The organism is Streptomyces sp. MUM 203J, from assembly GCF_022414595.1.
Taxonomy (GTDB): Bacteria; Actinomycetota; Actinomycetes; order Streptomycetales; family Streptomycetaceae; genus Streptomyces.
Window position 1 is genome coordinate 41,950 of the sequence record NZ_JADWYO010000001.1, and the last position, 23,633, is coordinate 65,582.

24 protein-coding genes, 1 pseudogene and 1 riboswitch are annotated in these 23,633 nt (G+C 71.8%); of the genes and pseudogenes, 6 read left to right on the plus strand and 19 right to left on the minus strand.

Features of this window, described 5'->3' with window-relative positions:
• Positions 1-68 precede the first annotated feature (68 nt).
• The 4 genes from ligA to I3F58_RS00190 form a co-directional block, all read right to left on the minus strand.
• Entirely contained in the window at positions 69-2,237 is a 2,169-nt protein-coding gene (ligA, locus tag I3F58_RS00175; protein ID WP_240106311.1) for an NAD-dependent DNA ligase LigA, read from the minus strand.
• Between the two features lie 100 nt (positions 2,238-2,337).
• Positions 2,338-3,351: a methionine synthase gene (locus I3F58_RS00180; protein ID WP_240106043.1), complete on the minus strand. Its 1,014-nt coding sequence runs from the start codon at positions 3,349-3,351 to the stop codon at positions 2,338-2,340.
• Between the two features lie 23 nt (positions 3,352-3,374).
• A complete protein-coding gene (locus I3F58_RS00185; RefSeq protein WP_240106044.1) occupies positions 3,375-4,073 on the minus strand; it encodes an SDR family oxidoreductase in 699 nt (232 codons plus the stop codon).
• A gap of 22 nt (positions 4,074-4,095) precedes the next feature.
• Positions 4,096-4,635, minus strand: a complete 540-nt coding sequence (locus tag I3F58_RS00190) for a TIGR00730 family Rossman fold protein (protein ID WP_240106045.1) — start codon at positions 4,633-4,635, stop codon at positions 4,096-4,098.
• A gap of 52 nt (positions 4,636-4,687) precedes the next feature.
• Here I3F58_RS00190 and I3F58_RS00195 point away from each other — a divergent pair, with 52 nt between their 5' ends.
• Positions 4,688-5,020, plus strand: a complete 333-nt coding sequence (locus tag I3F58_RS00195; protein WP_240106046.1) for a DUF427 domain-containing protein — start codon at positions 4,688-4,690, stop codon at positions 5,018-5,020.
• Between the two features lie 144 nt (positions 5,021-5,164).
• A complete protein-coding gene (locus I3F58_RS00200) occupies positions 5,165-5,548 on the plus strand; it encodes a VOC family protein (RefSeq protein ID WP_240106047.1) in 384 nt (127 codons plus the stop codon).
• A 50-nt stretch (positions 5,549-5,598) separates the two neighbouring features.
• Here I3F58_RS00200 and mnmA read toward each other — a convergent pair whose 3' ends face one another.
• Entirely contained in the window at positions 5,599-6,747 is a 1,149-nt protein-coding gene (gene mnmA, locus I3F58_RS00205; protein WP_240106048.1) for a tRNA 2-thiouridine(34) synthase MnmA, read from the minus strand.
• Between the two features lie 61 nt (positions 6,748-6,808).
• Here mnmA and I3F58_RS00210 point away from each other — a divergent pair, with 61 nt between their 5' ends.
• A complete protein-coding gene (locus I3F58_RS00210; protein WP_240106049.1) occupies positions 6,809-7,507 on the plus strand; it encodes an N-acetylmuramoyl-L-alanine amidase in 699 nt (232 codons plus the stop codon).
• A 60-nt stretch (positions 7,508-7,567) separates the two neighbouring features.
• Here I3F58_RS00210 and I3F58_RS00215 read toward each other — a convergent pair whose 3' ends face one another.
• From I3F58_RS00215 to I3F58_RS00225, 3 genes are read right to left on the minus strand one after another with little or no spacing between them, the layout of a single operon-like run.
• On the minus strand, positions 7,568-8,731 hold the full coding sequence (locus tag I3F58_RS00215; protein WP_240106050.1) for a cysteine desulfurase family protein: 1,164 nt from the start codon (positions 8,729-8,731) through the stop codon (positions 7,568-7,570).
• Between the two features lie 47 nt (positions 8,732-8,778).
• Positions 8,779-9,126, minus strand: a complete 348-nt coding sequence (locus I3F58_RS00220) for a DUF4190 domain-containing protein (RefSeq protein ID WP_374207875.1) — start codon at positions 9,124-9,126, stop codon at positions 8,779-8,781.
• On the minus strand, positions 9,056-9,217 hold the full coding sequence (locus I3F58_RS00225) for a hypothetical protein (protein WP_240106051.1): 162 nt from the start codon (positions 9,215-9,217) through the stop codon (positions 9,056-9,058). Before I3F58_RS00225 ends, I3F58_RS00220 begins: the two co-directional genes overlap by 71 nt.
• A gap of 129 nt (positions 9,218-9,346) precedes the next feature.
• Between I3F58_RS00225 and I3F58_RS00230 the strand changes: the two genes are divergently transcribed.
• Positions 9,347-9,976 carry a TetR family transcriptional regulator gene (locus I3F58_RS00230; protein ID WP_240106052.1) on the plus strand — a complete coding sequence of 210 codons (630 nt, stop codon included), beginning with the start codon at positions 9,347-9,349 and terminating at the stop codon, positions 9,974-9,976.
• Positions 9,977-10,054: 78 nt separating this feature from the next.
• On the opposite strand, the gene I3F58_RS00235 is transcribed toward I3F58_RS00230, so the two are convergent.
• The 11 genes and pseudogenes from I3F58_RS00235 to I3F58_RS00285 form a co-directional block, all read right to left on the minus strand.
• Positions 10,055-10,879 (minus strand): thioesterase family protein, encoded by an 825-nt coding sequence (locus I3F58_RS00235; RefSeq protein WP_240106053.1) that lies wholly within the window; start codon positions 10,877-10,879, stop codon positions 10,055-10,057.
• 70 nt (positions 10,880-10,949) lie between these two features.
• Positions 10,950-11,609, minus strand: coding sequence for a trimeric intracellular cation channel family protein (locus I3F58_RS00240; protein WP_240106054.1), 660 nt, complete (start codon positions 11,607-11,609; stop codon positions 10,950-10,952).
• A 675-nt stretch (positions 11,610-12,284) separates the two neighbouring features.
• Positions 12,285-13,280 (minus strand): annotated as a pseudogene (locus I3F58_RS00245) (ABC transporter ATP-binding protein); the annotation flags it as partial.
• Complete coding sequence (locus I3F58_RS00250; protein ID WP_240106056.1) at positions 13,277-14,278, minus strand: ABC transporter ATP-binding protein; 1,002 nt, start codon at positions 14,276-14,278, stop codon at positions 13,277-13,279. The pseudogene I3F58_RS00245 and the gene I3F58_RS00250, both read right to left, overlap by 4 nt.
• A gap of 6 nt (positions 14,279-14,284) precedes the next feature.
• Positions 14,285-15,265: an ABC transporter permease gene (locus I3F58_RS00255; protein WP_240106312.1), complete on the minus strand. Its 981-nt coding sequence runs from the start codon at positions 15,263-15,265 to the stop codon at positions 14,285-14,287.
• 58 nt (positions 15,266-15,323) lie between these two features.
• On the minus strand, positions 15,324-16,328 hold the full coding sequence (locus I3F58_RS00260) for an ABC transporter permease (protein ID WP_240106057.1): 1,005 nt from the start codon (positions 16,326-16,328) through the stop codon (positions 15,324-15,326).
• 97 nt (positions 16,329-16,425) lie between these two features.
• On the minus strand, positions 16,426-18,105 hold the full coding sequence (locus tag I3F58_RS00265) for an ABC transporter substrate-binding protein (protein ID WP_240106058.1): 1,680 nt from the start codon (positions 18,103-18,105) through the stop codon (positions 16,426-16,428).
• A 218-nt stretch (positions 18,106-18,323) separates the two neighbouring features.
• Positions 18,324-19,100: an enhanced serine sensitivity protein SseB C-terminal domain-containing protein gene (locus tag I3F58_RS00270; RefSeq protein WP_240106059.1), complete on the minus strand. Its 777-nt coding sequence runs from the start codon at positions 19,098-19,100 to the stop codon at positions 18,324-18,326.
• Positions 19,101-19,312: 212 nt separating this feature from the next.
• Positions 19,313-19,633, minus strand: coding sequence for a hypothetical protein (locus tag I3F58_RS00275; protein WP_240106060.1), 321 nt, complete (start codon positions 19,631-19,633; stop codon positions 19,313-19,315).
• Positions 19,634-19,903: 270 nt separating this feature from the next.
• Positions 19,904-20,674 (minus strand): enhanced serine sensitivity protein SseB, encoded by a 771-nt coding sequence (locus I3F58_RS00280; protein WP_240106061.1) that lies wholly within the window; start codon positions 20,672-20,674, stop codon positions 19,904-19,906.
• Between the two features lie 76 nt (positions 20,675-20,750).
• Positions 20,751-21,431, minus strand: coding sequence for an AAA family ATPase (locus I3F58_RS00285; RefSeq protein WP_240106062.1), 681 nt, complete (start codon positions 21,429-21,431; stop codon positions 20,751-20,753).
• Positions 21,432-21,664: 233 nt separating this feature from the next.
• A riboswitch (glycine riboswitch) is annotated at positions 21,665-21,781 on the plus strand.
• A gap of 173 nt (positions 21,782-21,954) precedes the next feature.
• Between I3F58_RS00285 and gcvT the strand changes: the two genes are divergently transcribed.
• Positions 21,955-23,070 carry a glycine cleavage system aminomethyltransferase GcvT gene (gene gcvT, locus I3F58_RS00290; RefSeq protein WP_240106063.1) on the plus strand — a complete coding sequence of 372 codons (1,116 nt, stop codon included), beginning with the start codon at positions 21,955-21,957 and terminating at the stop codon, positions 23,068-23,070.
• A gap of 156 nt (positions 23,071-23,226) precedes the next feature.
• Positions 23,227-23,604, plus strand: coding sequence for a glycine cleavage system protein GcvH (gene gcvH, locus I3F58_RS00295; RefSeq protein ID WP_240106064.1), 378 nt, complete (start codon positions 23,227-23,229; stop codon positions 23,602-23,604).
• The last annotated feature ends 29 nt before the right edge of the window (positions 23,605-23,633 follow it).

The following is a 23,633-nucleotide window of genomic DNA, read 5'->3' on the forward strand; positions in this document are numbered from 1 at the left end:
CATCTGATATGCGCCGAACGGGTGAGCTTTTCCAGCCGTTTCCGCCGCCCTCAGCCCTCTTTCTCGCCCTACTGTTCGACGGATTCGATCGGTGCGGCGACCTCTCGGGCAGCCTCGGGGCCCTGCTCCAGCAGGACGGCGAAGCCGTTCTCGTCCAGAACCGGAACCTTCAGCTGCATCGCCTTGTCGTACTTGGAGCCGGGGTTGTCACCGACCACCACGAAGGAGGTCTTCTTCGAAACGGAACCGGTCACCTTCGCGCCGAGTGTCTGGAGCGCTTCTTTTGCGCCATCCCGGGTGTGGTTCTGCAGAGTGCCGGTGACGACCACGGTCAGCCCTTCCAGCGGCCGGGGCCCATCGTCCTCACCGCCGCCCTCCTCCTCCATCCGGACGCCGGCGGCCCGCCACTTGCGCAGGATCTCCCGGTGCCACTCCTCCGCGAACCACTGCTTGAGGGAGGCGGCGATCGTGGGCCCGACGCCCTCGACGGCCGCCAGGTCCTCCTCGGTGGCCTGTTCGATACGGTCGAGGGAGCGGAACTCACGAGCGAGCGCCTCGGCGGCGACCGGCCCGACATGACGGATGGACAGGGCCGTGATGACGCGGGCGAGGGGACGGCTCTTGGCCTCCTCGATGTTCCTCAGCATCGCCAGCGCGTTCTTCCTGGGCTCGCCCTGCTGGTTGGCGAAGACCGTGGCGATCTTCTCCTCACCGGTCTTCGGGTCGCGCTTGGGCAGTCCGCTGTCCTGGTCCAGGACGTACGCCGTGATGGGCAGCAGCTGCTCGATCGTCAGGTCGAACAGGTCGCCCTCGTCCACCAGCGGCGGCTCGGACGGCTCCAGCGGGCGGGTCATCGCGGCGGCGGCCACATAGCCGAAGTTCTCGATGTCGAAGCACTTGCGCCCCGCCAGGTAGAACAGCCGCTCCCGCAGCTGCGCCGGGCATGTGCGGCCGTTCGGGCAGCGCAGGTCGACGTCGCCCTCCTTCATCGGCTTCAGCGGGGTGCCGCACTCGGGGCACTCGGCCGGCATGACGAACTCCCGCTCGCTGCCGTCCCGCAGGTCGACGACCGGCCCGAGGATCTCCGGGATGACGTCCCCGGCCTTCCGCAGCACCACCGTGTCCCCGATGAGCACGCCCTTGGCCTTCACGACGTCCTGGTTGTGCAGCGTGGCGAACTCCACCTCGGACCCGGCGACCGTCACCGGCTCCACCTGCGCGTACGGCGTGACCCGCCCGGTGCGGCCGACACCGACGCGGATGTTCACCAACTTCGTGTTGACCTCCTCCGGCGGGTACTTGTACGCGATGGCCCAGCGCGGTGCGCGCGAGGTGGAGCCCAGCCGCCCCTGGAGCGGGATCTCGTCCAGCTTGACGACCACCCCGTCGATCTCGTGCTCCACGGAGTGCCGGTGCTCGCCGTAGTGCGTGATGAACTCCCGCACCCCGTCGAGGCTGTCAACGACCCTGTTGTGCCGGGCCGTCGGCAGGCCCCACTCGCGCAGCAGGTCGTACGCCTCCGACAGCCGGTCGATGGCGAGGCCCTCGCGTGCGCCGATGCCGTGCACCACCATGTGCAGCGGGCGCGTTGCGGTGACGCGCGGGTCCTTCTGGCGCAACGATCCCGCGGCGGCGTTGCGAGGGTTGGCGAACGGCTTGTCCCCCGCCTCCACCAGACGCGCGTTCAGCTCTTCGAAGGCCTCCATCGGGAAGTACACCTCCCCGCGGATCTCCACCAGGTCCGGGACACGGTCGCCCTTCAGCCGGTCGGGGATGTCGGAGATGGTCCGCACGTTCGGGGTGATGTCCTCTCCCGTCCGGCCGTCGCCGCGGGTGGCCGCGCGCGTGAGCCGCCCCTTCTCGTAGGTGAGGTTCACCGCGAGCCCGTCGACCTTCAGCTCGCACAGGAAGTGGTGCCCGGGCGCGCCCACATCCCGCGCCACGCGCTCGGCCCAGGCGGCCAGTTCCTCGTCGTCGAACGCGTTGTCCAGGGAGAGCATCCGCTCCCGGTGCTCGACAGCCGTGAACTCCGTCTCGTACGCCCCGGCGACCTTCTGTGTCGGGGACTCCGGAGTGCGCAGCTCCGGAAACTCCTCCTCCAACTGCTCCAGTGCGCGCAGCAGCCGGTCGAACTCGGCGTCGCTGACGACCGGCTGGTCCTTCACGTAGTACCGGAACCGGTGCTCCTCGACCTGCTCGGCCAGCCGGGCGTGCTCCTCGCGCGCCTCCGCGGGCACGACGTCGCTCTGCCCGTGCTCGTCGCGCCGCTCCTGCCGATCGTGCCGGCCGTCCTGCCCGTGCTGACCGTCCTGTTCGACCGCCACGTCGATCCTCCCGTTACTCAGGGTTGTCCGCGAGGGACTTCGCCGCCTTGACACAGTGCGCCAGCGCGCGGCGGGCATAATCGGGCGAAGCACCCGCGAGCCCGCACGCCGGGGTGATCACCAGGGCATCGGCGAGCGAACCCGGAGGCAGCCCCAGCCTGCGCCACAGCGTCCTGACACCCATGACGCTACCGGCAGGGTCTGACAACGGACCGTCGGTGGAGGCCACGACCCCGGCGAACAACCGTGTGCCGCCCTCCACGGCCTCCCCGATCGCCTCGTCGTCACGTTCCGTAAGAAGCGAGAAATCGAACGAGACGCCGGCCGCGCCCGCGCGGCGCAGCAGCCCGAAGGGCACATCCGGGGCGCACGAGTGGACGACGACCGGCCCGTCCGCGACGCCCGTCACCTCACGCAGGGCGGCCTCCGCGACCTGCCGGTCCACGGCCCGGTAGGTGCGGTAGCCGCTGGCCGTCTTCACCTGGCCGCGCAGGACCGCCGTCAGCGAAGGCTCGTCGAGCTGGAGGACGATCCCGGCCCCCGGCACCCGCCGCCGGACCTCCGCGAGGTGCCCGCGCAGCCCCTCCCCGAGCGACGCGGCCAGGTCCCGGCAGGCCCCGGGGTCGGCCAGAGCCGCCTCGCCACCCCGCAGCTCCAGCGCGGCGGCAAGCGTCCACGGCCCCACGGCCTGGACCTTCAGGACACCCTCGTACCCCTGGGTGAACTCCTCCAACGCGTCCAGGTCCTCCCCCAGCCACGCCCGGGCGCGCCTGGTGTCCCGGCCGGGCCGGTCCCCGACCCGCCACCCACTGGGCTCCACGCGCGCGTAGACGTCGACCAGCAGTCCGGCGGTACGCCCGATCATGTCGGCGCCGGGCCCTCGGGCGGGCAGCTCCGGGAGGTGGACGAAGTCCTCGAAGCTCCCGGTGACGGTCTTGGCGGCCTCCCGGGCGTCCCCGCCCGGCAGCGACCCGACTCCGGTGGCCGGGCCCCAGTTGAAGTCCTCGCTCTGGCTGTTCTCACTCACCCCGGAAGCGTACGCGGACGGGGCTACCGCCCCGGCCGCACGCTCAGGTCGTGGACCTCGGCGTCACGAGGCAGGTCCAGTGCCATGAGAATGGTCGTGGCGACGGACTCGGGATCGATCCACCGTCCCGGCTCGTACGCCTTCCCCTCCTGCTGGTGCACCTTGGCCTGCATGGGGCTGGCCGTGCGCCCGGGGTACACGGACGTCACCCGCACCCCGTTGGCGTGCTCCTCCGCCCGCAGGGAGTCGGCCAGCGCCTTGAGCGCGTGCTTGGAGGCGGCATAGGCGGACCACTCGGCGTGGGCGTGCAGCCCGGCGCCGGAGTTCACGAAGAGCACATGCCCCTGGGACACCCGAAGCTGCGGAAGGAACAGCCGGGTCAGCTCGACAGGAGCCAACAGGTTCACGTCGAGCTGGCTCCGCCATGCCTTGAGGCCCAGCTCGCCCACCGTGCCGAGGTCGACGACCCCGGCGACGTGGAGCAGCGAGTCGACCCGCTCGGGGAGGGACTGGTGGGAGAACGCCCAGGAGAGCCGGTCCGGGTTGGTGAGGTCCCCGACCAGGGTCCGCGCGCCCGGATGGGCCTCGGCCAGCTCCTTGGCACGCCCGGCGTCGCGGGCGACCAGCACGACCTCGTCCCCGCGCGCGTGCAGCCGCCGCGCGACGGCGGCGCCGATACCCGAACCCGCCCCGGTGATCACATGAGTAGCCATACGGCCCATCCTCGCACCCCTCCCCGCCCGGTCACCGGACGCCGCCCGCCGCCTCCAGATGGGTGAGCGCGGCGACCCCGTCCTCAGCGAAGAAGACCAGCTCGGCCAGCGGCACCGGCAGGAACCCCTCGGCGTCCATCCGCCGGAACTGCTCCTTCAGCCCGTCGTAGTAGCCCGCCGTGTTGAGCAGCACGACCGGCTTGGCGTGCATGCCGTGCTTCTTCAGCTCCAGGATCTCGGTGGCCTCGTCGAGCGTCCCCGTCCCGCCGACCATCACCACCACGGCGTCGGCCCGCGCGAGCAGCTGCGCCTTGCGCTCGGCCAGGTCGCGGGTGACGACCATCTCGTGGCAGCCGGGCCGGGCCTTGTGATGCAGGAAGTCCACGGACACCCCGACCAGCCGCCCGCCGGACTCCTCCACGGAGTCGGCCACGACCTTCATCAGTCCGGCGTCGGACCCGCCCCACACGAGCGTGTGCCCGCCCTTGCCGAGCAGCTCCGCGAACTCGCGGGCGGGCGCCGTGTAGCGGTCGTCGAGATCAGCGGCGGAGAGGAAGACACAGATGTTCATGGGCCAACCGTACGGCGGGAACGATGCGCCGCGGCCCACCGTTGAAACAGCCATGACGTCACAGGGACACCGCATCACCCTCGAACCGGCCTCCGAGCCGGTCCGCGTCGTACGCGCGGGCCACGTGGTCGCGGACTCCGCCCACGCACTGCTCCTGCACGAAACGGGCTGCCGCCCCCGCCGCTACCTTCCCCCGCAGGACGTCCGCACAGATCTCCTGACCCCCTCCGCCACCCGCACGTACTGCCCCTTCAAGGGCACAGCCACGTACTGGTCCCTCCCCGGACACCCGGACGCGGTATGGGCCTACGAAGACCCGAAGCCCGAGGTGGCCGCCGTCAAGGGCCACTTCTGCTTCTACGACGAGGACGAGCCCGGGGCCTGAGCGGACGGCGTCCTTGAGACCGGCGCGTCCACCGACCAGAAGTCGGAGCGCAGGCGCGGTGTGCGTCGCTCGCGCGCTCACTCGGCCTGAAGACCGCACGCAGCCCGGTGGTGTTCGGCCTGGAGATCAGGAAGGCTGGCGCGCATGGTCTCAGTGGTGCAGAACGTGGCGATCGACTGTGCGGATGCCTATCAGCTGGCCCGGTTCTGGAGCATGGTGACCGGCCGTCCGCTGGATCCGGAGGACGGACCGGGTGACCGGGAGACTCAGGTACCGCTGTCGGACGGGCTGGTGCTGTACTTCAACCAGGTGCCGGAGGCGAAGACGGTCAAGAACAGGATCCATCTGTGTCTGCGCCCTGAGACCTCGCGCGATCAGGAGGTGGCCCGGCTGCTGGGCCTGGGTGCCGCCTTGGTCGCCGATCACCGGCACGCCGACGGCTCGGGCTGGGCGGTCCTCGCTGATCCCGAAGGCAATGAGTTCTGCGTTCTGCGCAGCGAGTCCGACCGGGCCGCCGTGCGTTCGTGAGCGCCTGATTGCTCCGTCTCCCCCGTGGGGACGTGAACCGTTCCGGCGCTCTAGCCAGAGACTGAGGCGACCCCGCTGCGGCGGGTGGTCGTCGCGATGGTGGCCGAGCCGACGACCCGTGTGCCGTCGTACAGGACGATCGCCTGGCCGGGGGCGACGCCGCGGACCGGGGCGGTGAAGCCGACCTTCAGCTCGTCGCCCGCCAGCTCCGCCGTCACCTCCGTCTCGCCGCCGTGGGCGCGGAGCTGGGCGGTGTACGTGCCGGGGGCCCCGGGAGCCCGTCCGCACCAGCGGGGCTTGACGGCGGTGAGGGCCGTCACGTCCAGGGACTCGACGGGGCCGACCGTGACCGTGTTGTTCACCGGGGAGATGTCCAGGACGTAGCGCGGCTTGCCGTCGGGGGCCGGGTGCCCGATGCGCAGGCCCTTGCGCTGGCCGATGGTGAAGCCGTACGCGCCGTCGTGGGTGCCGAGCCGGTTGCCCGACTCGTCGACGATGTCGCCCTCCGCCTTGCCCAGGCGGGACGCGAGGAAGCCCTGGGTGTCGCCGTCCGCGATGAAGCAGATGTCGTGGCTGTCGGGCTTCTTCGCCACGGCCAGGCCCCGGCGTTCGGCCTCCGCGCGGATCTCGTCCTTGGTGGTGACGGTGTCGCCCAGCGGGAACATCGCGTGCGCCAGCTGCTTCTCGTCCAGGACGCCCAGGACGTACGACTGGTCCTTCGCCATGTCCGAGGCGCGGTGCAGCTCACGGGTGCCGTCGGCCAGGGTGACCACCTTCGCGTAGTGGCCCGTGCAGACCGCGTCGAAGCCGAGCGCCAGCGCCTTGTCGAGGAGCGCGGCGAACTTGATCTTCTCGTTGCAGCGGAGGCACGGGTTGGGGGTGCGCCCGGCCTCGTACTCCGCGACGAAGTCCTCCACCACGTCCTCGCGGAAGCGTTCCGCGAGGTCCCACACATAGAACGGGATACCGATGACGTCGGCGGCGCGGCGGGCGTCGCGGGAGTCCTCGACGGTGCAGCAGCCGCGCGCGCCGGTACGGAAGGACTGGGGGTTCGCGGAGAGCGCCAGGTGCACCCCGGTCACGTCGTGCCCGGCTTCGGCGGCGCGGGCGGCGGCGACGGCGGAGTCCACGCCGCCGGACATGGCGGCGAGGACGCGCAGGGGGCGGGGGGAGGTCGCGCGGGGGGAGGTCTCAGTCATAGCCCCACCAGGGTACGGGGCCGTGGGAACCGTCGGCGCGGGTGTGAGCGTTCATGGTCACATGAGGAGTGTTGAGCGGGGTCCGCGGAAGCGGTTGGGGCGGCGGGCGCTGCTGGTGGGCGGCGGGGTCGCCGCCGTGGGCGGGGTGGTGCTGGCGTGGGACGAGCTGGAGCGGATGTGGTGGCTGCTGCCGGGCACGGAGAAGCCGCGGGTGGAGGGTGAACTGGACTACGCGGGCGCGGTGTGGACGGCAGCCTCCCGGGCCAACTGGCGGCGGGCCGACCGGCCGGACGACTACCGGATCGACCGGGTGGTGATCCATGTGGTGGAGGGCAGCTACGCGACGGCCCTGAAGGTCTTCAAGAACCCGCTGCACGGGGCGGCGGCGCACTACGTGGTGGGCGGGGACGGGCGGGTCGCGCAGATGATCCGGGAGCTGGACGTGGCGTTCCACGCGGGGAACCGCGACATGAACGAACGGAGCATCGGCATCGAGCACGAGGGCTTCGTGGACCGGCCGAAGGACTTCACGGCGGAGATGTACGAGGCGTCGGCGCGGCTGACAGCCGGGATATGCGTGCGGTACGGGATACCGGTCGACCGGGAGCACATCATCGGGCACGTGGAGGTCGAGGGCACGGATCACACGGACCCGGGCCCGCACTGGGACTGGGACCGCTATCTGGAGCTCGTACGGAGGGCGAAGACGCTTCCGCCGGTGCCCTCTCCGGCTGCATCGCCGTCCACCGCCGCCGGCTGAGTCCGGGCGCCGACGGGCACCCGGCCCGTCGGCGCCCGGGCTCAGGCGCGGAGGCCTCGATCAGCTGAGGCCGGCTGTTCTCGCCCGCTCGACGGCAGGGCCGATCGCCTTCGCGACCGCCTCGACGTCGGCACGGGTGCTGGTGTGGCCCAGGGAGAAGCGGAGAGTGCCGCGCGCCAGGCGCGGGTCGGTGCCGGTGGCGAGGACGACGTGGCTGGGCTGGGCGACCCCGGCGGTGCAGGCGGAGCCGGTGGAGCAGGCGATGCCCTGGGCGTCCAGCAGGAGCAGCAGGGAGTCGCCCTCGCAGCCGGGGAAGCTGAAGTGGGCGTTGGCGGGGAGCCGGTCGTACGGGTCGCCGCCGAGCACGGCGTCCGGGACGGTGGCGCGTACGGCGGCGATCAGTTCGTCACGCAGGGCCCCGACTTCTCGGGCGAACTCCTCGTGCCGCTCGGACGCGAGGCGGGCGGCGACGGCGAACGCCGCGACGGCGGGCACGTCGAGGGTGCCGGAGCGGACGTGCCGTTCCTGGCCGCCGCCGTGCAGGACGGGCACGGGGCTGTGGGCGCGCCCGAGCAGCAGCGCGCCGATGCCGTACGGGCCGCCGATCTTGTGACCGGACACGGTCATGGCGGCGAGGCCGGAGTCGGCGAAGGAGACCGGCACCTGCCCGACCGCCTGCACGGCGTCGGCATGCAGCGGCACGTCGAACTCACGTGCCACGGCGGCGAGTTCGCTTACCGGCAGGACCGTCCCGATCTCGTTGTTGGCCCACATGACGGTGGCGAGGGCGACGCCTTCCGGGTCGCGGGCGATCGCCTCCCGCAGGGCGTCGGGGTGGACCCTGCCGTACGCGTCGACAGGCAGGTACTCGACGGTGGCGCCCTCGTGTTCGCCCAGCCAGTGGACGGCGTCCAGGACCGCGTGGTGCTCGACGGGACTGGCGAGGACCCGGACGCGGCGCGGGTCGGCGTCCCGGCGCGACCAGTACAGGCCCTTGACGGCGAGGTTGTCGGCCTCCGTGCCGCCCGAGGTGAACACGACCTCGCTGGGCTGGGCGCCGAGCGCCTCCGCGAGGGTCTCGCGCGCCTCCTCGACGGTGCGGCGGGCGCGGCGCCCGGCGGCATGCAGGGACGAGGCGTTCCCCGTGAGGGCGAGGTGGGCGGTCATCGCCTCGATCGCCTCGGGGAGCATCGGTGTGGTCGCGGCGTGGTCGAGGTAAACCATGGTGCCCCGATTCTACGGGCCGGGATCCGCCGCGCGGCGGGGGCGGTTCAGCCGAGGTTCCAGGACACGGTGCCGTTGAGGGTGACGAGGGCGGCGAGCACGGCGAGGTCGGCGGCACCGAGGGCGAGGCCGAGGAACGCGCGGCCCCTGCGGGCGGTCCGGCCGCGCAGCGCGAGCAGCGCGAGGCCGATGGCGGCGGGGCCGAGGAGGGCGTTGAAGAAGAGCAGCCCGGCCAGGCCGAGGACGAAGGAGGCGACGGCCATGCCGTCGGCGTCGCGGGTGACGGGGCGGTGGTGGTGGGCGGCGAGTTCCATGGCGGGCTCCTCAGCTGGTGGGACGCTTGCGGGCGAGACGCTCGCGGGTGGCGAAGACGAGCAGCCAGACGGCGATGGCACCGGCCGCTGCGGCGGTCACCGGCGGCGGCAGGAAGGCGGCGGTGCCGAGGAGGGTGCCGAGCAGGAGCAGGGCGGCGACGAGGAAGAGCATCGGGTTGCCTCTCGCGTGGTGGAGCCGGTGGCGGGGTCGACAACTGAGCTGACAACTGTACACTGACTAATGAGTCTAGTAGATGGGTACGCCTGGCCCCCCTCGGAGAACAGTTGTTTACTGCATGGCATGAGTCACACCACGGGGGTGCGCGGCGGAGTCCGGCAGGCGCAGAAACAGAAGACCCGTCAGGCCCTGCTGGACGCGGCGCTCGTGCTGCTGGAGGAGCAGAGCCTGAGCAGTCTGGGGCTGCGGGAGGTGACACGCGCGGCGGGGATCGCCCCGACCGCGTTCTACCGGCACTTCCGCGACACGGCGGATCTGGGCGTCGCACTCGTGGACGAGGCGCTGGGCAGCCTGCACGGCACGATCCGTACGACGCTGGCCGCGACCGGGGACAGCGAGACGCGGATCGCCGGGACGGTGGAACTGATCGCCGCGCTCGTACGGGACCATCCCGCGCACGTGCGGTTCGTGGCGCGGGAACAGCACGGTGGGGTGCGGGCGGTTCGGGAGGCCATCGCGGCTCAGCTCGACCGGTTCGCCCAGGAGGTGGCCGAGGATCTGGCCCGGCAGCCGGAGACGGGCGGGTGGCCCACGGAGGATCTGCTGATGCTGGCGGGGCTGTATGTGGATCACATGGTCATGACGGCGTCGGCGCTCCTGGGGGCGGACGCGGAGGCACGGCGGGAGGCGGCCCGGGTGTCGGCGCGGCGGCTGCGGTTGATCGCGGTGGGGAGCCGGCACTGGCTGGACTGACCGGCGCCCCCCTCGCCCCGCCCCTGCCCGCCCGTACCGACGGGCGGCTGTGCCGCGAGGGAGCGGCACCCCGGCCGGCTAGCGCGACTTCGGCGCACGGGCCAGCTGGCGGGACTGGGCGACCAGGCGGTCGGCGCTGTCCCAGACCTCCGCGTCCTCCTCCAGGAAGCCGCCCGCGAGATTGCGCGTCGTGATGGACACCCGCAGGGGGCCCGGTGCCGGGCGGCAGCGGATGTGGGTGGTCAGCTCGACGGTCGGCGTCCAGCCACTGAGCCCCAGGTCGAAGGCGGTGGGCGGCAGTGCGTCCACCGTCAGCAGGAGTGACAGCGGGCAGGGCTCACGGCCGTCGGCCAGACCGAACCAGCCACGTACCTCACCCTTGCCGGACGGCGCACCGACGGCCCAGCCGATGGTCTCCGGGTCCAGCTTGATGTCCAGCAGCCGGGCGATCTCGGCGGAGCCCGGCAGGGGCGCGGGAGCGTCCGAGGGACCGAAGCAGTTCTCGTACGGCGGGATCGCCGGGGGCTTCGCGCTGGTACGGACGTCGTCGGACAGGGCGTCCAGGTCCCCGTAGGTGGCGACGACACGGATCCGCTCGACCTCGGCGCCGTCCTCGTCCCGCTGGTACAGCGACGCCTGGCCCGTGGACAGGGTCCGGCCGGCGCGGACCGTCTCGGTCCGTATCTCGGCGGGGCCGGGCAGCGAGGGGGCCAGGTAGTGCGCGGACACCGTGAACGGGTGCGGGTGCGGCAGCGCCTCCCCCAGCCCGCGCCCCAGCAGGGCGAGCAGATAGCCGCCGTTGACCACGCCGAAGATCGTCCAGTCGGCGGAGAGCGCCGTGTCGTAGACGCCGGGCGCGCGGAGGGTCACCGCGGTGTCGCGGTCGAACTGGCTGCTGTGCATGGCGGCACCGTACAACAAGAAACTACTAAGCGGTAGCTTTTTCTTTGTCCTCTCCTCCCCCGCTCCCCCGTCACTCCTCCTCCCTCGCCGCCGACCTGCGGTTCCAGGCCCGGGGCGCCCGCCAGTGGTAGTGGATCGCCAGCAGTCGCAGCACGAACGCCGTCACCGCGGCGAGGCCGCTGGTCAGGGGGTTCAGCATCTCGAAGCGGATGAACAGCACCACCATCGTCGCGCCGACGATCGCCGGGACCGCGTACAGGTCCCTGTCCCAGCGCAGCAGTGACGGCACCTCGTTCGCGAGTACGTCCCGCAGGACGCCGCCGCCGACCGCGGTCGCGAGGCCGAGCACCGCGGACGAGGTGAGGCTGAGACCGTACTCGTACGCCTTCGTGGCCCCGGCCACGCAGAACAGGCCGAGCCCCGCGGCGTCGAAGACGTTGACGGCGGCCTGGGTCCGCTCGACGACCGGGTGCAGGAAGAAGACGAGGGTGGTGGCCACGAGGGGGGTGAGGAAGTAGCCGAGGTCGGTGAACGCGGCGGGGGGCACGGCGCCGATGACCAGGTCCCGGAAGAGTCCCCCGCCGAGGGCGGTGAACTCGGCGAGGACGGCCATGCCGAAGACGTCGAAGTTCTTGCGGACGGCGAGAAGGGCGCCGGAGATGGCGAAGACGAAGATGCCGGCGAGGTCCAGTGCGTGGAGTACCGACGGGGTGAACAGATCCTGGAGCACCGCACCGTTGTACCCCGCGGTCCCCGTCCGTGCGGCGTCGCCCCATGCGTCCCGCGCCGGGCGGGGCCCGGGGAAGCCGCAGAACCCACGGGCGGACGGACCCCCGCGACGGCTGCGGCGCGCACGGGTCGCGGGGTGGCCGCGCGGATCGGCGGCCCGCGGCGGGCCTGCCTCGCCCCGGCGCGCGCACCCGCAGCGGAACCGGAGGTTCACCGCCCCGGACAACGCAGCCCGCCGCAGAGCGCGGCGCGCAGTCGACGGCCCGGCCCGTCTGCCCGGCCGTGGAGGGAGGCGGCCACCGCGCCCCGGGGACCGTCGGGCAGCGGTCACCGCTCAGACGGGAGGGGACACGGAGGACCCCGCCACGGGCCCCCGTCCAAGCGGATCTCGCATCTCGGGAGAGGTGACGACGCCCGCCGCGGCGCCTGGGCCCGCGCGAGCCGTCGTGAGGAGGCCGGCGCCCCGGAGCGGTCCCGGCCCACCGGCCGGCGGCGGCCCGGGCGGCGGGAGACGACGCCCGGACAGCACACCCCGCAGTCAGCCCCGGCCGGAGCAGCCGCCACGCCTCGCGGACGACGCCCGCCGCAGGACCGCGGGCCGTCCGCCCCCCCGGGGGAAGGACCTGGGGCGGCGCCGGACCGGGCGCCGCCCCCGGCCGCCTCACCGCGGATTCGGCTGCAGCGCCCCCGACTCGATGTCCGACGCGAAGTGGCACGCCACCCGGTGGCCGTCACCCGCGTCCGTCAGGGCCGGGCGTTCCTGTGCGCAGCGCTCCTGGGCCCACGGGCAGCGGGTGTGGAAGCGGCACCCCGCAGGGGGGTTCGCCGGGGACGGGAGGTCGCCGTGGAGCAGGATCCGCTCGCGGCGGTCCTCCACCTCGGGGTCCGGTACCGGCACCGCCGACATCAGCGCCTTGGTGTACGGGTGCTTCGGCGCCTCGTACAGCGCGTCGCTCGGCGCCTCCTCGACCAGCGAGCCGAGGTACATGACCCCGATGACGTCCGAGATGTGCCGCACCACCGCCAGGTCGTGCGCGATCACCAGATACGTCAGGCCCAGCTGCTCCTGAAGCTCCTCCAGCAGGTTGATGACCTGCGCCTGGATGGAGACGTCCAGCGCCGAGACCGGCTCGTCGCAGATGATGACGTCCGGCTCCAGCACCAGCGCCCGCGCGATGCCGATCCGCTGCCGCTGCCCGCCGGAGAACTCGTGGGGGTAGCGGGACAGGGCGTTGGACGGCAGACCGACCCTCTGCAGGATCGCCTTGATCTTCTCCCGCCGCTCCTCCTGGTTTCCGCCGATCCCGTGCGCCAGCATCCCCTCCGTCAGGATCGACTCGATGTTCTGACGCGGGTTCAGGCTGCCGAGCGGGTCCTGGAAGACCATCTGCAGCCGACGGCGGAACTTCCGCATCTCCTCTTCGGGGAGCTTCGCCAGGTCCGTCCCGTCGAAGACGACAGACCCGTCCGTGACGTCCACCAGCCGCAGGACCGCCCGGCCCAGCGTGGTCTTGCCGCAGCCGGACTCGCCCACCAGGCCGTACGTCTGGCCGGGCTCCACCTTCAGCGACACGCCGTCGACCGCGTACACATGGCCGACCGTGCGGTCGAACAGCACGCCCTTCTTCACGGGGAAGTGGACCTTCACACCGTCCAGTTCGAGCAGGCTCATGCCTGGACCTCCTCATGAGCCGCAGCGTCAAGGATCGGGTTGACGCAGCGCACCTGGTGGCCCGCCGCGCCGGGTTCGGTCAGCTGGGGCGTACCGGTCAGGCAGTCCAGCGAGTAATGGTCGCAGCGCGGTGCGAACGCGCAGCCGTCGGCCCAGGCGATCTTGTCGTTGATCGAGCCGCGGATCGGGTTGAGCGGTTCGCCCCGCGGGGCGTCCAGCCGCGGGATGGAGCCCAGCAGGCCGTGCGCGTACGGGTGGGTGGGGTGGGCGAACAGCTCCCTGCGCTCCGCCGACTCCACCGCCTTGCCCGCGTACAGCACGTTGACCTGGTCGCACAGGCCGGCCACCACGCCCAGGTCGTGGGTGATCATCAGCAGGGCCGTGCCCTCCTGGTCCACCAGCTCCTTCAGCAGCTCCAGGATCTGGGCCTGGATCGTCACGTCCAGGGCGGTCGTCGGCTCGTCCGCGATCAGGAGCCTCGGCGCGCACGCCACCGCCATCGCGATCAGTGCGCGCTGGCGCATGCCGCCGGACAGCTGGTGCGGGTACTCCTTGAGCCGCCGGTCCGGGTCCGGGATGCCCACCCGGTCCAGCAGGTGCGCGGCCTCCTTCCTCGCGGCCTCGCCCTTCATGCCCCGGTGGCGCTGGAGGATCTCGGTGACCTGGAGCCCGATCGGGATGACCGGGTTCAGCGAGGACAGCGGGTCCTGGAAGATCATCGCGAGCTTGCTGCCGCGCATGTCCCGGATCTTCTTCGGGCTCATCCGCAGCAGGTCCTCGCCGTCGAACTCGGCGCGCCCGCCGATCTCGACGCCCTTGCGCGGCAGCAGGCCCATCAGGGCCAGCGACGTCACGGACTTGCCGCAGCCGGACTCCCCGACCAGGCCGACGACCTGGCCTTCGTCGACGGTGAACGAGACGCCGTCCACGGCCGTGGCGGGGGTGCGGCCACGGCCGCCGAACGTCACGGTGAGTTCTTCAACACTGAGCAGTGGCATCGCTGTTCAGCCTCGCAGCTTCGGGTCGAGGGCTTCCCGCATGGCCTCGCCGAGCAGGGTGAAGCCGAGGGCGGTGATGATGATCCCGACCGCCGGATAGACGGCCATCATCGGCGCGTTGTCGAAGAACCGCTGCGCCTGGGCGAGCATCACGCCCCACTCGGGCACGGCCGGGTCGGGGTTGCCGAGCCCGAGGTACGACAGCGCGGCGGCCTCGATGATCGCGGTGGCGAGGCTGAGGGTCGCCTGGACGATCACGGGGCTGAGGGAGTTGGGCAGGATCTGGGTCACGACGATCCGCCTGCGCCGTACGCCCAGCGCCTTCGCCGCCAGCACGTAGTCCGAGCCGCCCTGCGCCAGCATGGAACCCCGCAGCAGCCGCGCGAAGACCGGGATCTGGACGACACCGACAGCGATCATCACGGTCGTCAGGGACTGGCCCAGCACTGCGGCGATGGACACCGCGAGCAGCAGCGACGGCAGCGACAGCATGATGTCGATGAACCGCATGACCACGGTGTCGACCCGTCGCCCCGCCTTGCCGCCGAGCGTCGCGGCGGCGCCGGACAGCATGCCGATCAGCGCGCCGACGAGCAGGCCGATCAGCATCGACACGACACCCACGAGCAGTGTCTGGCGGGCGCCGACCAGGATCCGGGAGAACATGTCGCGGCCCAGGTGGTCCAGCCCCAACCAGTTCTCGCCGCGCATGCCGACGAACTGCCCCCGGTTGGGGAACACCTCGCCCCGCCATGTCTGGGCGGTCGGGGAGTGCGGGGCGAGCCAGGGGCCGACGATGGCCACGACGACGAACACGGCGATGACGGCCGCGCCGATGACGGCCATCTTGCTGTTCCTGAGCCGCCGGAACGCCTCGCGCCACAGGCTGCCGCCCGATGTGGTCTCGGTGCTCTGGGTGAGTTCCGCGAGCCGGTCGATCCTGTCCTTCTTGGTCGAAACCCGGGAAGCCGCGGAAGCCTTGGACATCTGCGGGCTGTTCGAGCCGTCGGGGCCGTCGGGCACCTTGGAGATCTTGGCGGACACGTCAGTTCACCCGCACTCTCGGGTCGATGAGGCTGTACGCGAGGTCCACCAGCAGGTTGATGACGACGTACACCATCGTGATGAACATGATGAAACCGACGAGCACCGGGTAGTCGCGGGCGTCGATGGCGAGGCGGATGAAGGATCCGATGCCGTTGAAGGAGAAGACGGACTCGGTGAGGACGGCCCCGGACAGCAGGGAGCCGGTGAGCAGACCGATGGCCGTGACGACCGGCAGCAACGCGTTGCGCAGCACGTGCCGGAGGCGGACGACGCTCTTCTCGAGTCCCTTGGACTCGGCGGTGCGCACGTAGTCCTCGCCCAGGACCTCCAGGACACTCGCCCGGGTCATCCGGACGATGACGGCGAGCGGGATGGATGCGAGCGTGACGGCCGGCAGTATCAGATGCCAGAGCGCGTCCCAGGCGGCGTCCAGCTCGCCGGTGAGGATGCCGTCGAGGACGGCGAAGCCGGTGACCTCGGTCGCGTCGATGCCGGTGGTCATGCGCCCGTAGCTGGGGAAGACGTGCAGCTGCACGGCGAAGATCCCCTTGAGGATCATGCCGAGGAAGAACACCGGCACGCAGATACCGAACAGCGAGCCGGACACGGACGCCACGTCGAGCCAGCCGCCGCGCCGCCGGGCGGCCAGGTAGCCGAGGGGGATGCCCACGGCGATGGCGATGATCATGGCGGTGATGCTGAGTTCCACGGTGGCCGGGAACCGCAGGACGAACTCGTCCCACACCGGCTGGCGGGTCCGGGTGGAGGTGCCGAGGTCGAGTTCGGATATGCGCTTCAGGAAGCGCCAGTACTGCACCCAGACAGGCTGGTCGAGACCCAGGGCCCGGTTGATGCGCGCCACTTCGGACGGCGTGGCCCGTTCGCCCAGGATCGCTGAGGCGGGTCCGCCGGGCAGCCGGTTCAGCCACACGAAGAGGAGAACCGACAGGCCGAGCAGGGTGGGAATCAGCTGGAGCAGTCTTCGTACGACAAGTCGCAGCACCCCGCGTGCCCCTTTCTTGCGTATTTCTATACGGCAGAAGCGGGCCCGCCCGGCCACGTGTGTGGTGTGGCCGGGCGGACTCCGCGTGCGGATGCGGTTACTTGAAGGAGACCTCGGCGAAGTTCTCCTGCGTCAGCGGGGAGACGTTCATCGGGTTGACGTTCTTGCCGAAGGCGATGGCCGGCGGCGAGGAGGAGATCGGCAGACCCGGCAGGTAGTCCATGATCTTCTCGTTGGCGGCCTTGTAGGCCTCCACACGCTTGGCCGGGTCGGTCTCCTTGGAGGCGCCGGTCACGGCGTCGAAGACCGCGGACTCCTTGAAGCCCCACTGCTTGTCGTACCCGGCGAACCAGGTGCCGATGAAGTTGTAGCCGTCGTTGAAGTCACCGGTCCAGCCCAGCATGTGCAGGGCACAGGAACCCGACTCGGTGGCGTCCAGGTAGTCCGGGGCCCACTTCATGGGCTTGGGGGTGACCTGGATGCCGGCCTTCTCCAGGTCGGCCTTCATCAGCTCGAAGATGTCCTGCGGGGCGGGCATGTACGGGCGGGTGACCTCGGTCGGGTAGCAGAACTCGACCTTCAGGCCGGACTCGCCGGCGTCCTTCAGCAGCTGCTTGGCCTTGGCGGTGTCGAAGCCGTACGTCTTCACCTTGTCGGACCAGCCGTCGACCGTGTCGGGCATGAACTGGGTCGCGACCTTGCCGCCCTCGGGGAGCTGGGTCTTGACGATGTTCTCGCGGTCGATGGCGTGCGCGATGGCCTGGCGGACCTCGGGCTTCTTCAGCGCCGGGTTCTTCTCCTGGGTCATGCCCAGGTAGAAGATGTTGAAGACGTCACGGGTGGGGACCTGGAAGCCCTCGCCCTCCAGCGTCTTCACGTCAGCCGGGGACACCAGGTCGTAGCCGTCGATGTCGCCGGCCTGGAGGGCCTGACGGCGGCCTTCCTCGGTGTCGATGGTGCGGAAGACCAGGTTCTTGATCTTGGCCTTGTCGCCCCAGTAGTCGTCGAAGCGCTGAAGGGTGACTTCCTTGTTGCCCTTGTTCCAGCCGGTGATCTTGTACGGACCGGTGCCGGAGACCGTGCCGGGCTCCTGGCTGTACTTGGGGTACGTGATCGCGTCGTCGGAACCGGTCGCGGCCTGCTTCTGGTACTCCTTGAGGGCCTTGGGCGAGTGGATCGCGAGGGCCTGGAGGGAGAAGCCGCCGGGCAGCTGGGCGGAGGCCTCGTGGACCTCGATGACGGCGGTGTTCTCGTCCTTGGCGGTGCAGGACTTGTAGTTCGCCTTCGGCGCGTCCTTGTCCTCGTTCTTGGCGAAACCACCCATGATGGTCTGCCAGTAGTACGAGACGGCGCTCGACTGGTAGGTGCCGGTCCAGTTGAACCAGTGATCGTAGTTGGCGCAGACCGCCTCGGCGTTGAGGGACTCGCCGTCGTGGAACTTCACGCCCTTGCGGAGGTTGAAGGTCCACACGGTGCCGGCGGCGTTGCTCTCCCACGTCTCGGCCAGGCCGCCGACGAGTTTGCTGCCGCCGGACTCGTGCTCCAGCAGCGCCTCGAAGGCCTGCCGGGTGACGCGGAAGGTCTCGCCGTCGCTGGCGAGGGCCGGGTCGAGGGAGCTCGGGTCACCGGCTCCCGCGAAGACGAAGGTGTCCTTCGCCCCGTCCTTGCCGTCTCCGGCGCCGTCCTTCCCGCGCTCGCTGGCGCAGCCCGTGGCAATCATTCCGACGGCCAGCGCCGCGGTGACCGCCCGGACCGTACGGGACTTGAATATTCGCATGGGCCACCCCTGGTTTGGCCTAGTGAACGAGGTCTTGAGTGGGCCGAAGACTACCCACGGGTGGCCACCCGGAGAACAGTCCGGATAGCGGTGATACCTAGTCGAGACCCGGACAGTCGCCAAACCGGTCAGATCCGGGACAAGCCCTCTGCGCGCGTTAACACCCCGGACATACGGGGGAGTTCGCCAGGGGCTTCGGACGACCGCCGAAGGGCAGGTCAGCGCTGCTGCGGGTACCCGTAGCCGCCGGGCGGCGGGGCGGCGGCCAGGTGGGCCTCACGGTCGTAGAACGGCCGGGCGTGGGCGCGCAGCCACATCGCGACCGGGTCGTACGGATCGGACATCGCGACCGTCGACACCGGGAGCCCGTCGGGTACGGCTCCGACGGACTGGGCCATCATCGCGCGCACCGCGTCGACGGAGCCCGGGCCCGTGTCGTACAGGTCGAGGCCGATGGCCAGGTACGGCGTGCCAAGCGCGGGCTGCACCCAGGCGCGGCGCAGGGAGCGGACGGCCGCGGTGCGGTGGGCGTTCTGGGTGAGCAGTGCGTAGAACTGCGGGAGCGGGAGGGCGGGCTCGCCGAGCCGCAGGGGGCCGGCGGGCATGCGGTCCAGGCCGGTGGCGATGCGGCGCAGGTCGGCCCACGGGATGCCGACGCCGCCACCGGGGCTGTGCGGGTTCAGCCAGATGCCCCAGCGGTCCGGGTAGAGGGTGCGGGCCAGGTCGCGGACGGGGACGACCTCGTGCGCGCGGGTCCAGCCGGAGGCGGCGAGTTCCTGGGGGGAGGTGACGCAGGGGGCGTAGCCGTGTCCGTCCAGTTCCACCTTTCCGTACTGGGCGTCCGGGGTGCCGGGGTGGCCCTGCCAGAGCAGCATCCAGACCCTGGAGTCGGCGAGGGCGTGCAGCAGCGCCTCGTAGGCGTCGTAGCGACCGGGCGTGACCTGCCGCAGCGTGTGCTCGACCCCGCTGTTCGCCGCCGTTCCTGACGCGCCCACCTGGCTCCCGCCCCTCGCTCCGTGTGACTTGCGGGGCCAGCTTATGCGGCCTCGTGGCGAACGGGTCGGCGGCGGGGCGCTTCTTTCCCCGCCGTGCCCGATCACCGCCGCGCGGCGGGAGCCCGTTCCCGTGACCGGGGGCTCCGGCTCCGGCGGGCCGAAACCCGTCCGGCAGCCCCGGCACGGTCGCCGGGCGGACGTGGGCTCGCCGTTCAGCGTCCGACATCCGGCGAGGCGATGTCCTCCCCGGCGACGCGGGTGATCCGGGCGGTCCACGACCAGGGCTTCCGGGGCGGATCCCAGGTCACCTCGACCTCTGTGCCGTGGAACTCGCGCGCGAGTCGCGTCACCATGTCCGCAGCCGCGGCCCGCGCCTCCGGTGGGCCGGTGCCGATCGGCACGTCCAGGCGCCCGCAGAGCATTCCGCCTTCCACGGTGAGGAGACCGTGACGCCAGCCCTCCGGAGTCGCGAACAGGACGATCTCCCCGGGCAGGCCGGAGGGAGGCCGTTTCTCCCGCTGCCGTCCCGCCACGGTTCCATCCAACACTGCGGGTCGGCCGGCCCGGGCGCCGGGGGTGTCCGGGGCACGGGCCGCGGGGGCCGGGCGCCGGACGACAGGCCGAACCCGCGTCGGCGGAGCCCGCACCCCGGGCGCGGGGCGAGGCCGGCTCCGGGCCTCACGGGGCAACGCCCGGGTGCGCGACGCCTCTTCCGGCGCGCGACGGGCGGCGGCCCGAGCCCGTGCGGCGTACGAGAACAGGCATCGCCCCGGCGGCCCCCGGTCGCGGCTGCCCAGCGGGTGCTACGGCTCCCGGCAGTAGAACGGGCGGACCTTCTCCAGCATCCAGTCCCCCACCGGATCCGACGCCACGTCCAGGAGGACGAGGTTGACCGGCCACGGGACGGGGACGCGGCCGAGGGCGCGGCCGAGGGCGTCCATCGCGACCGTGCGGTCCGCGCTCTCCCAGGAGGACAGCTGCACGCCCACGAACAGGGCGGGCGGCTCACCTTCGACGCTGGCCAGGGCCCGGCGGGCCGTCAGGATCAGGCCGGTCGCGGCGAACTCCTCCCCGGCCGCGGCCAGGAAGTCCACCGGGTCGTCCTTCCAGTCCGGTTCGAAGAGCCGCACCCGGGCCCCGGAGGCGGGACCGTCCAGCGGGGTGCGCCCGGTGCGGCACAGTTCCGCGACAGCCGGGGGCGGCAGCGGCGCCCCGACCGCGCCGCCCGGGTTCACGGCGATGCCGAGCTGCGGCGGCAGTCCCCGCGCGAACTCGACCGCGGGCGCCACCGCGTACGCCATGTGGCCGCCCACGCAGTGCCGGAACTGCGCTTCGGAGCTGAACACCGGGACGTACGGCTGTCCGTCGAGTTCCAGGGTCGGCAGGTCGAGGCCGGGCCCGCCGGGTCCCGCGCTGTCGGGGCCACCGCCCTTGGGCAGGGGTATCCACAGCTGGCTGCGGCCGAGGACCTCCGCTATCCGGGCCCCGGCGCCGGGGTGACCGACGGAGGCCGCGAGGACTTCTTCCAACTCGTTGGCGGGCCAGGCGGTGGCCGCTGCGGCGACGCTCTCCACGATGTGCGTTCCTGTGTCCTTCCGTACCTGCTCCGGATCTCCCCGGTACCTGCGCTCGCACCCTAGCCGGTCGGCGTCACCGGAAGGCGATCCGTGCCAGTCCCGACGCCGCAGCCCGGTCCAGCAGCACCGCCGAGGCGCAGCCCGCCGGCGGCTCACCCCGCTCGGCGTCCCGCACCAGGCGGCCGACGGCCCCGCGGTGCCGCGCGAAGGCGTACACCGAGACGCCCCGCCCCCGTTCCCGCTGGCCCTCACGGGCCGTGCCGGGGTCCACGTCGAGCAGCAGCAGATGCAGCGCCCGCCCCCGGCGCCGGGCCTCCCGGGCCAGCCAGCGGCGCACCCACGCCTGGGTGCCGCAGTCATGGACGACGAGCCCGCGGCCGCGGCGCAGGTCCCGCCACAGCCCGCCGTAGTGGGCGGCCCGCACGAGCGGGCGGTAGAGGGCGTACGGGAGGAAGCGCAGGCCCCGCGGCAGCCGCCGCTCCCAGCGCTCGCGGGCGTCCTGGGAGTCGACCGCCCGGTCCGGCACGGCCCTCCGGATGAGCGTGGACTTGCCGCTGCCGGGAAGGCCGGAGACCACGACCAGGTCCCCTTCCGCGAAGGTCAGTTCGCGCGGCCCGCGCCCGGCGCGGTCCCGGAGGTCGCGGACGACTCCCGGGACCGGGAGCGCACGGATCGGCGCCCGCCGGGCCCGTCGGGCCCCCCGCACCGGCACCCCCGCGGTCGTGGCGTACGCGCCGGACCGCTGCATTGTCATGGCCCCTCCCGAGTCGGCTCCCCACAGCCTGCCCATGAAGTGTAAAGAAACGGTAATAGCTCCAACCTGATTTGCCGACAAGGCGATACGACCTCACCCGGAGCCCCAGGTCAGCGGCATACCGCGGCACCGTGACGAGCGTGACAAACCAAGGGTTTGCCGATCCGCACCCGCGTGCGATGATGTGCGCGCCGACACCCCTCGGGACCGGCCACAACCTCATACCGGCCGATCGAATCCGTGCGGGAGAGTTCCGGACCGGCCTGCGAGAACACGCAGGCATCGGGTCCGGGCGCCGAAGGAGCAAGTTCCTCCCTTGAATCTCTCAGGCCCCGCACCGCACGGATGAGGCAGATCTGAAAAGCGAGCCCTCCCGCTCCCGCGGTGAGCGCTCCACCCAAGGTGCAAGCCGCGTCCCCGGCCCCAGGCCGCCGGGTCACGGCGAACCTCTCAGGTTCCGATGACAGATGGGGAGGACAGACCGTCCTCGTCACCTCTGCCCCCTGAACCTGGGAGCCATTCCATGAGCACAGCCCCCCGCCGCACCGCGCTCGACGCCCTGCACCGTTCGCTGGGCGCCACCATGACCGACTTCGCCGGCTGGGACATGCCGCTGCGGTACGGAAGCGAGCGCGACGAGCACACCGCAGTACGGACCAGGGCCGGTCTCTTCGACCTGTCCCACATGGGCGAGATCACCGTCACCGGCCCGCAGGCCGCCGCGCTGCTCGACTACGCACTGGTCGGCAACATCGGCGGCGTCGGCGTGGGCCGCGCCCGCTACACGATGATCTGCCAGGCGGACGGCGGCATCCTCGACGACCTGATCGTGTACCGGCTCCAGGAGCAGGAGTACATGGTCGTCGCCAACGCCTCCAACGCGCAGGTCGTGCTGGACGCTCTGACCGAGCGGGCGGCCGGTTTCGAGGCCGAGGTGCGCGACGACCGTGAGGCGTACGCGCTGATCGCGGTGCAGGGGCCCGAGTCCCCCGGCATCCTGAAGTCCGTCACCGACGCCGACCTGGACGGGCTGAAGTACTACGCGGGCCTGCCGGGCACGGTCGCGGGCGTGCCCGCGCTGATCGCCCGCACCGGCTACACCGGCGAGGACGGCTTCGAGCTGTTCGTGGCGCCCGGGCACGCCGAGCAGCTGTGGAAGGCCCTCACCGAGGCGGGCGCCTCCGTGGGCCTCATCCCCTGCGGCCTGTCCTGCCGTGACACGCTGCGCCTGGAGGCGGGCATGCCGCTGTACGGGAACGAGCTGACCACCGCGCTGACCCCGTTCGACGCGGGCCTCGGCCGGGTCGTGAAGTTCAAGAAGGAGGGCGACTTCGTCGGCCGCGAGGCCCTCCGGGCCGCCGCCGGGCGCGCCGAGTCCGCCCCGCCGCGCAAGCTGGTCGGCCTGGTGGCCGAGGGCCGCCGGGTGCCGCGCGCCGGTATGGACGTGGTCGCGGGCGGCGAGGTTGTCGGCCGGGTCACCTCCGGCGCCCCGTCCCCGACCCTCGGCAAGCCGATCGCCATGGCGTACGTGGACGCCGCGCACGCCGCCCCCGGCACCGAGGGCGTCGGCGTGGACATCCGCGGCAGCCACGAGCCCTACGAGGTCGTGGCGCTGCCGTTCTACAAGCGGCAGAAGTGACACGCTCGCGGGGCCGGACGTGACCCCGCGAGCGCCCCTGCGGACACCGCGCGGACACCTCTCGCGCGTCACACCCGCCCACCGCGCGCGTACGCCCACCCCGCGCACGCGCACCCCGTTCATCAGCACTCCCCCGCGTACAGGAGAATTCAGGTCATGAGCAACCCCACCGAGCTGCGCTACAGCAAGGAGCACGAGTGGCTGTCGGCCGCCGCGGACGGCGTCTCGACGGTCGGCATCACGGAGCACGCGGCGAACGCCCTGGGCGACGTCGTGTACGTCCAGCTTCCGGAGGTCGGTGAGACCGTCACCGCCGACGAGACCTGCGGTGAGCTGGAGTCCACCAAGTCCGTCAGCGACCTGTACTCGCCGGTGACCGGCGAGGTCACCGCGGTCAACGACGACGTCGTCAGCGACCCGTCGCTGGTGAACTCCGCTCCGTTCGAGGGCGGCTGGCTGTTCAAGGTGCGCGTCACGGAGGAGCCGGCCGGCCTGCTCTCCGCCGACGCGTACACCGAGTACACCGCCGGCTGACCGGCCCGGCCCGCCGGTGGCCGGCCCGT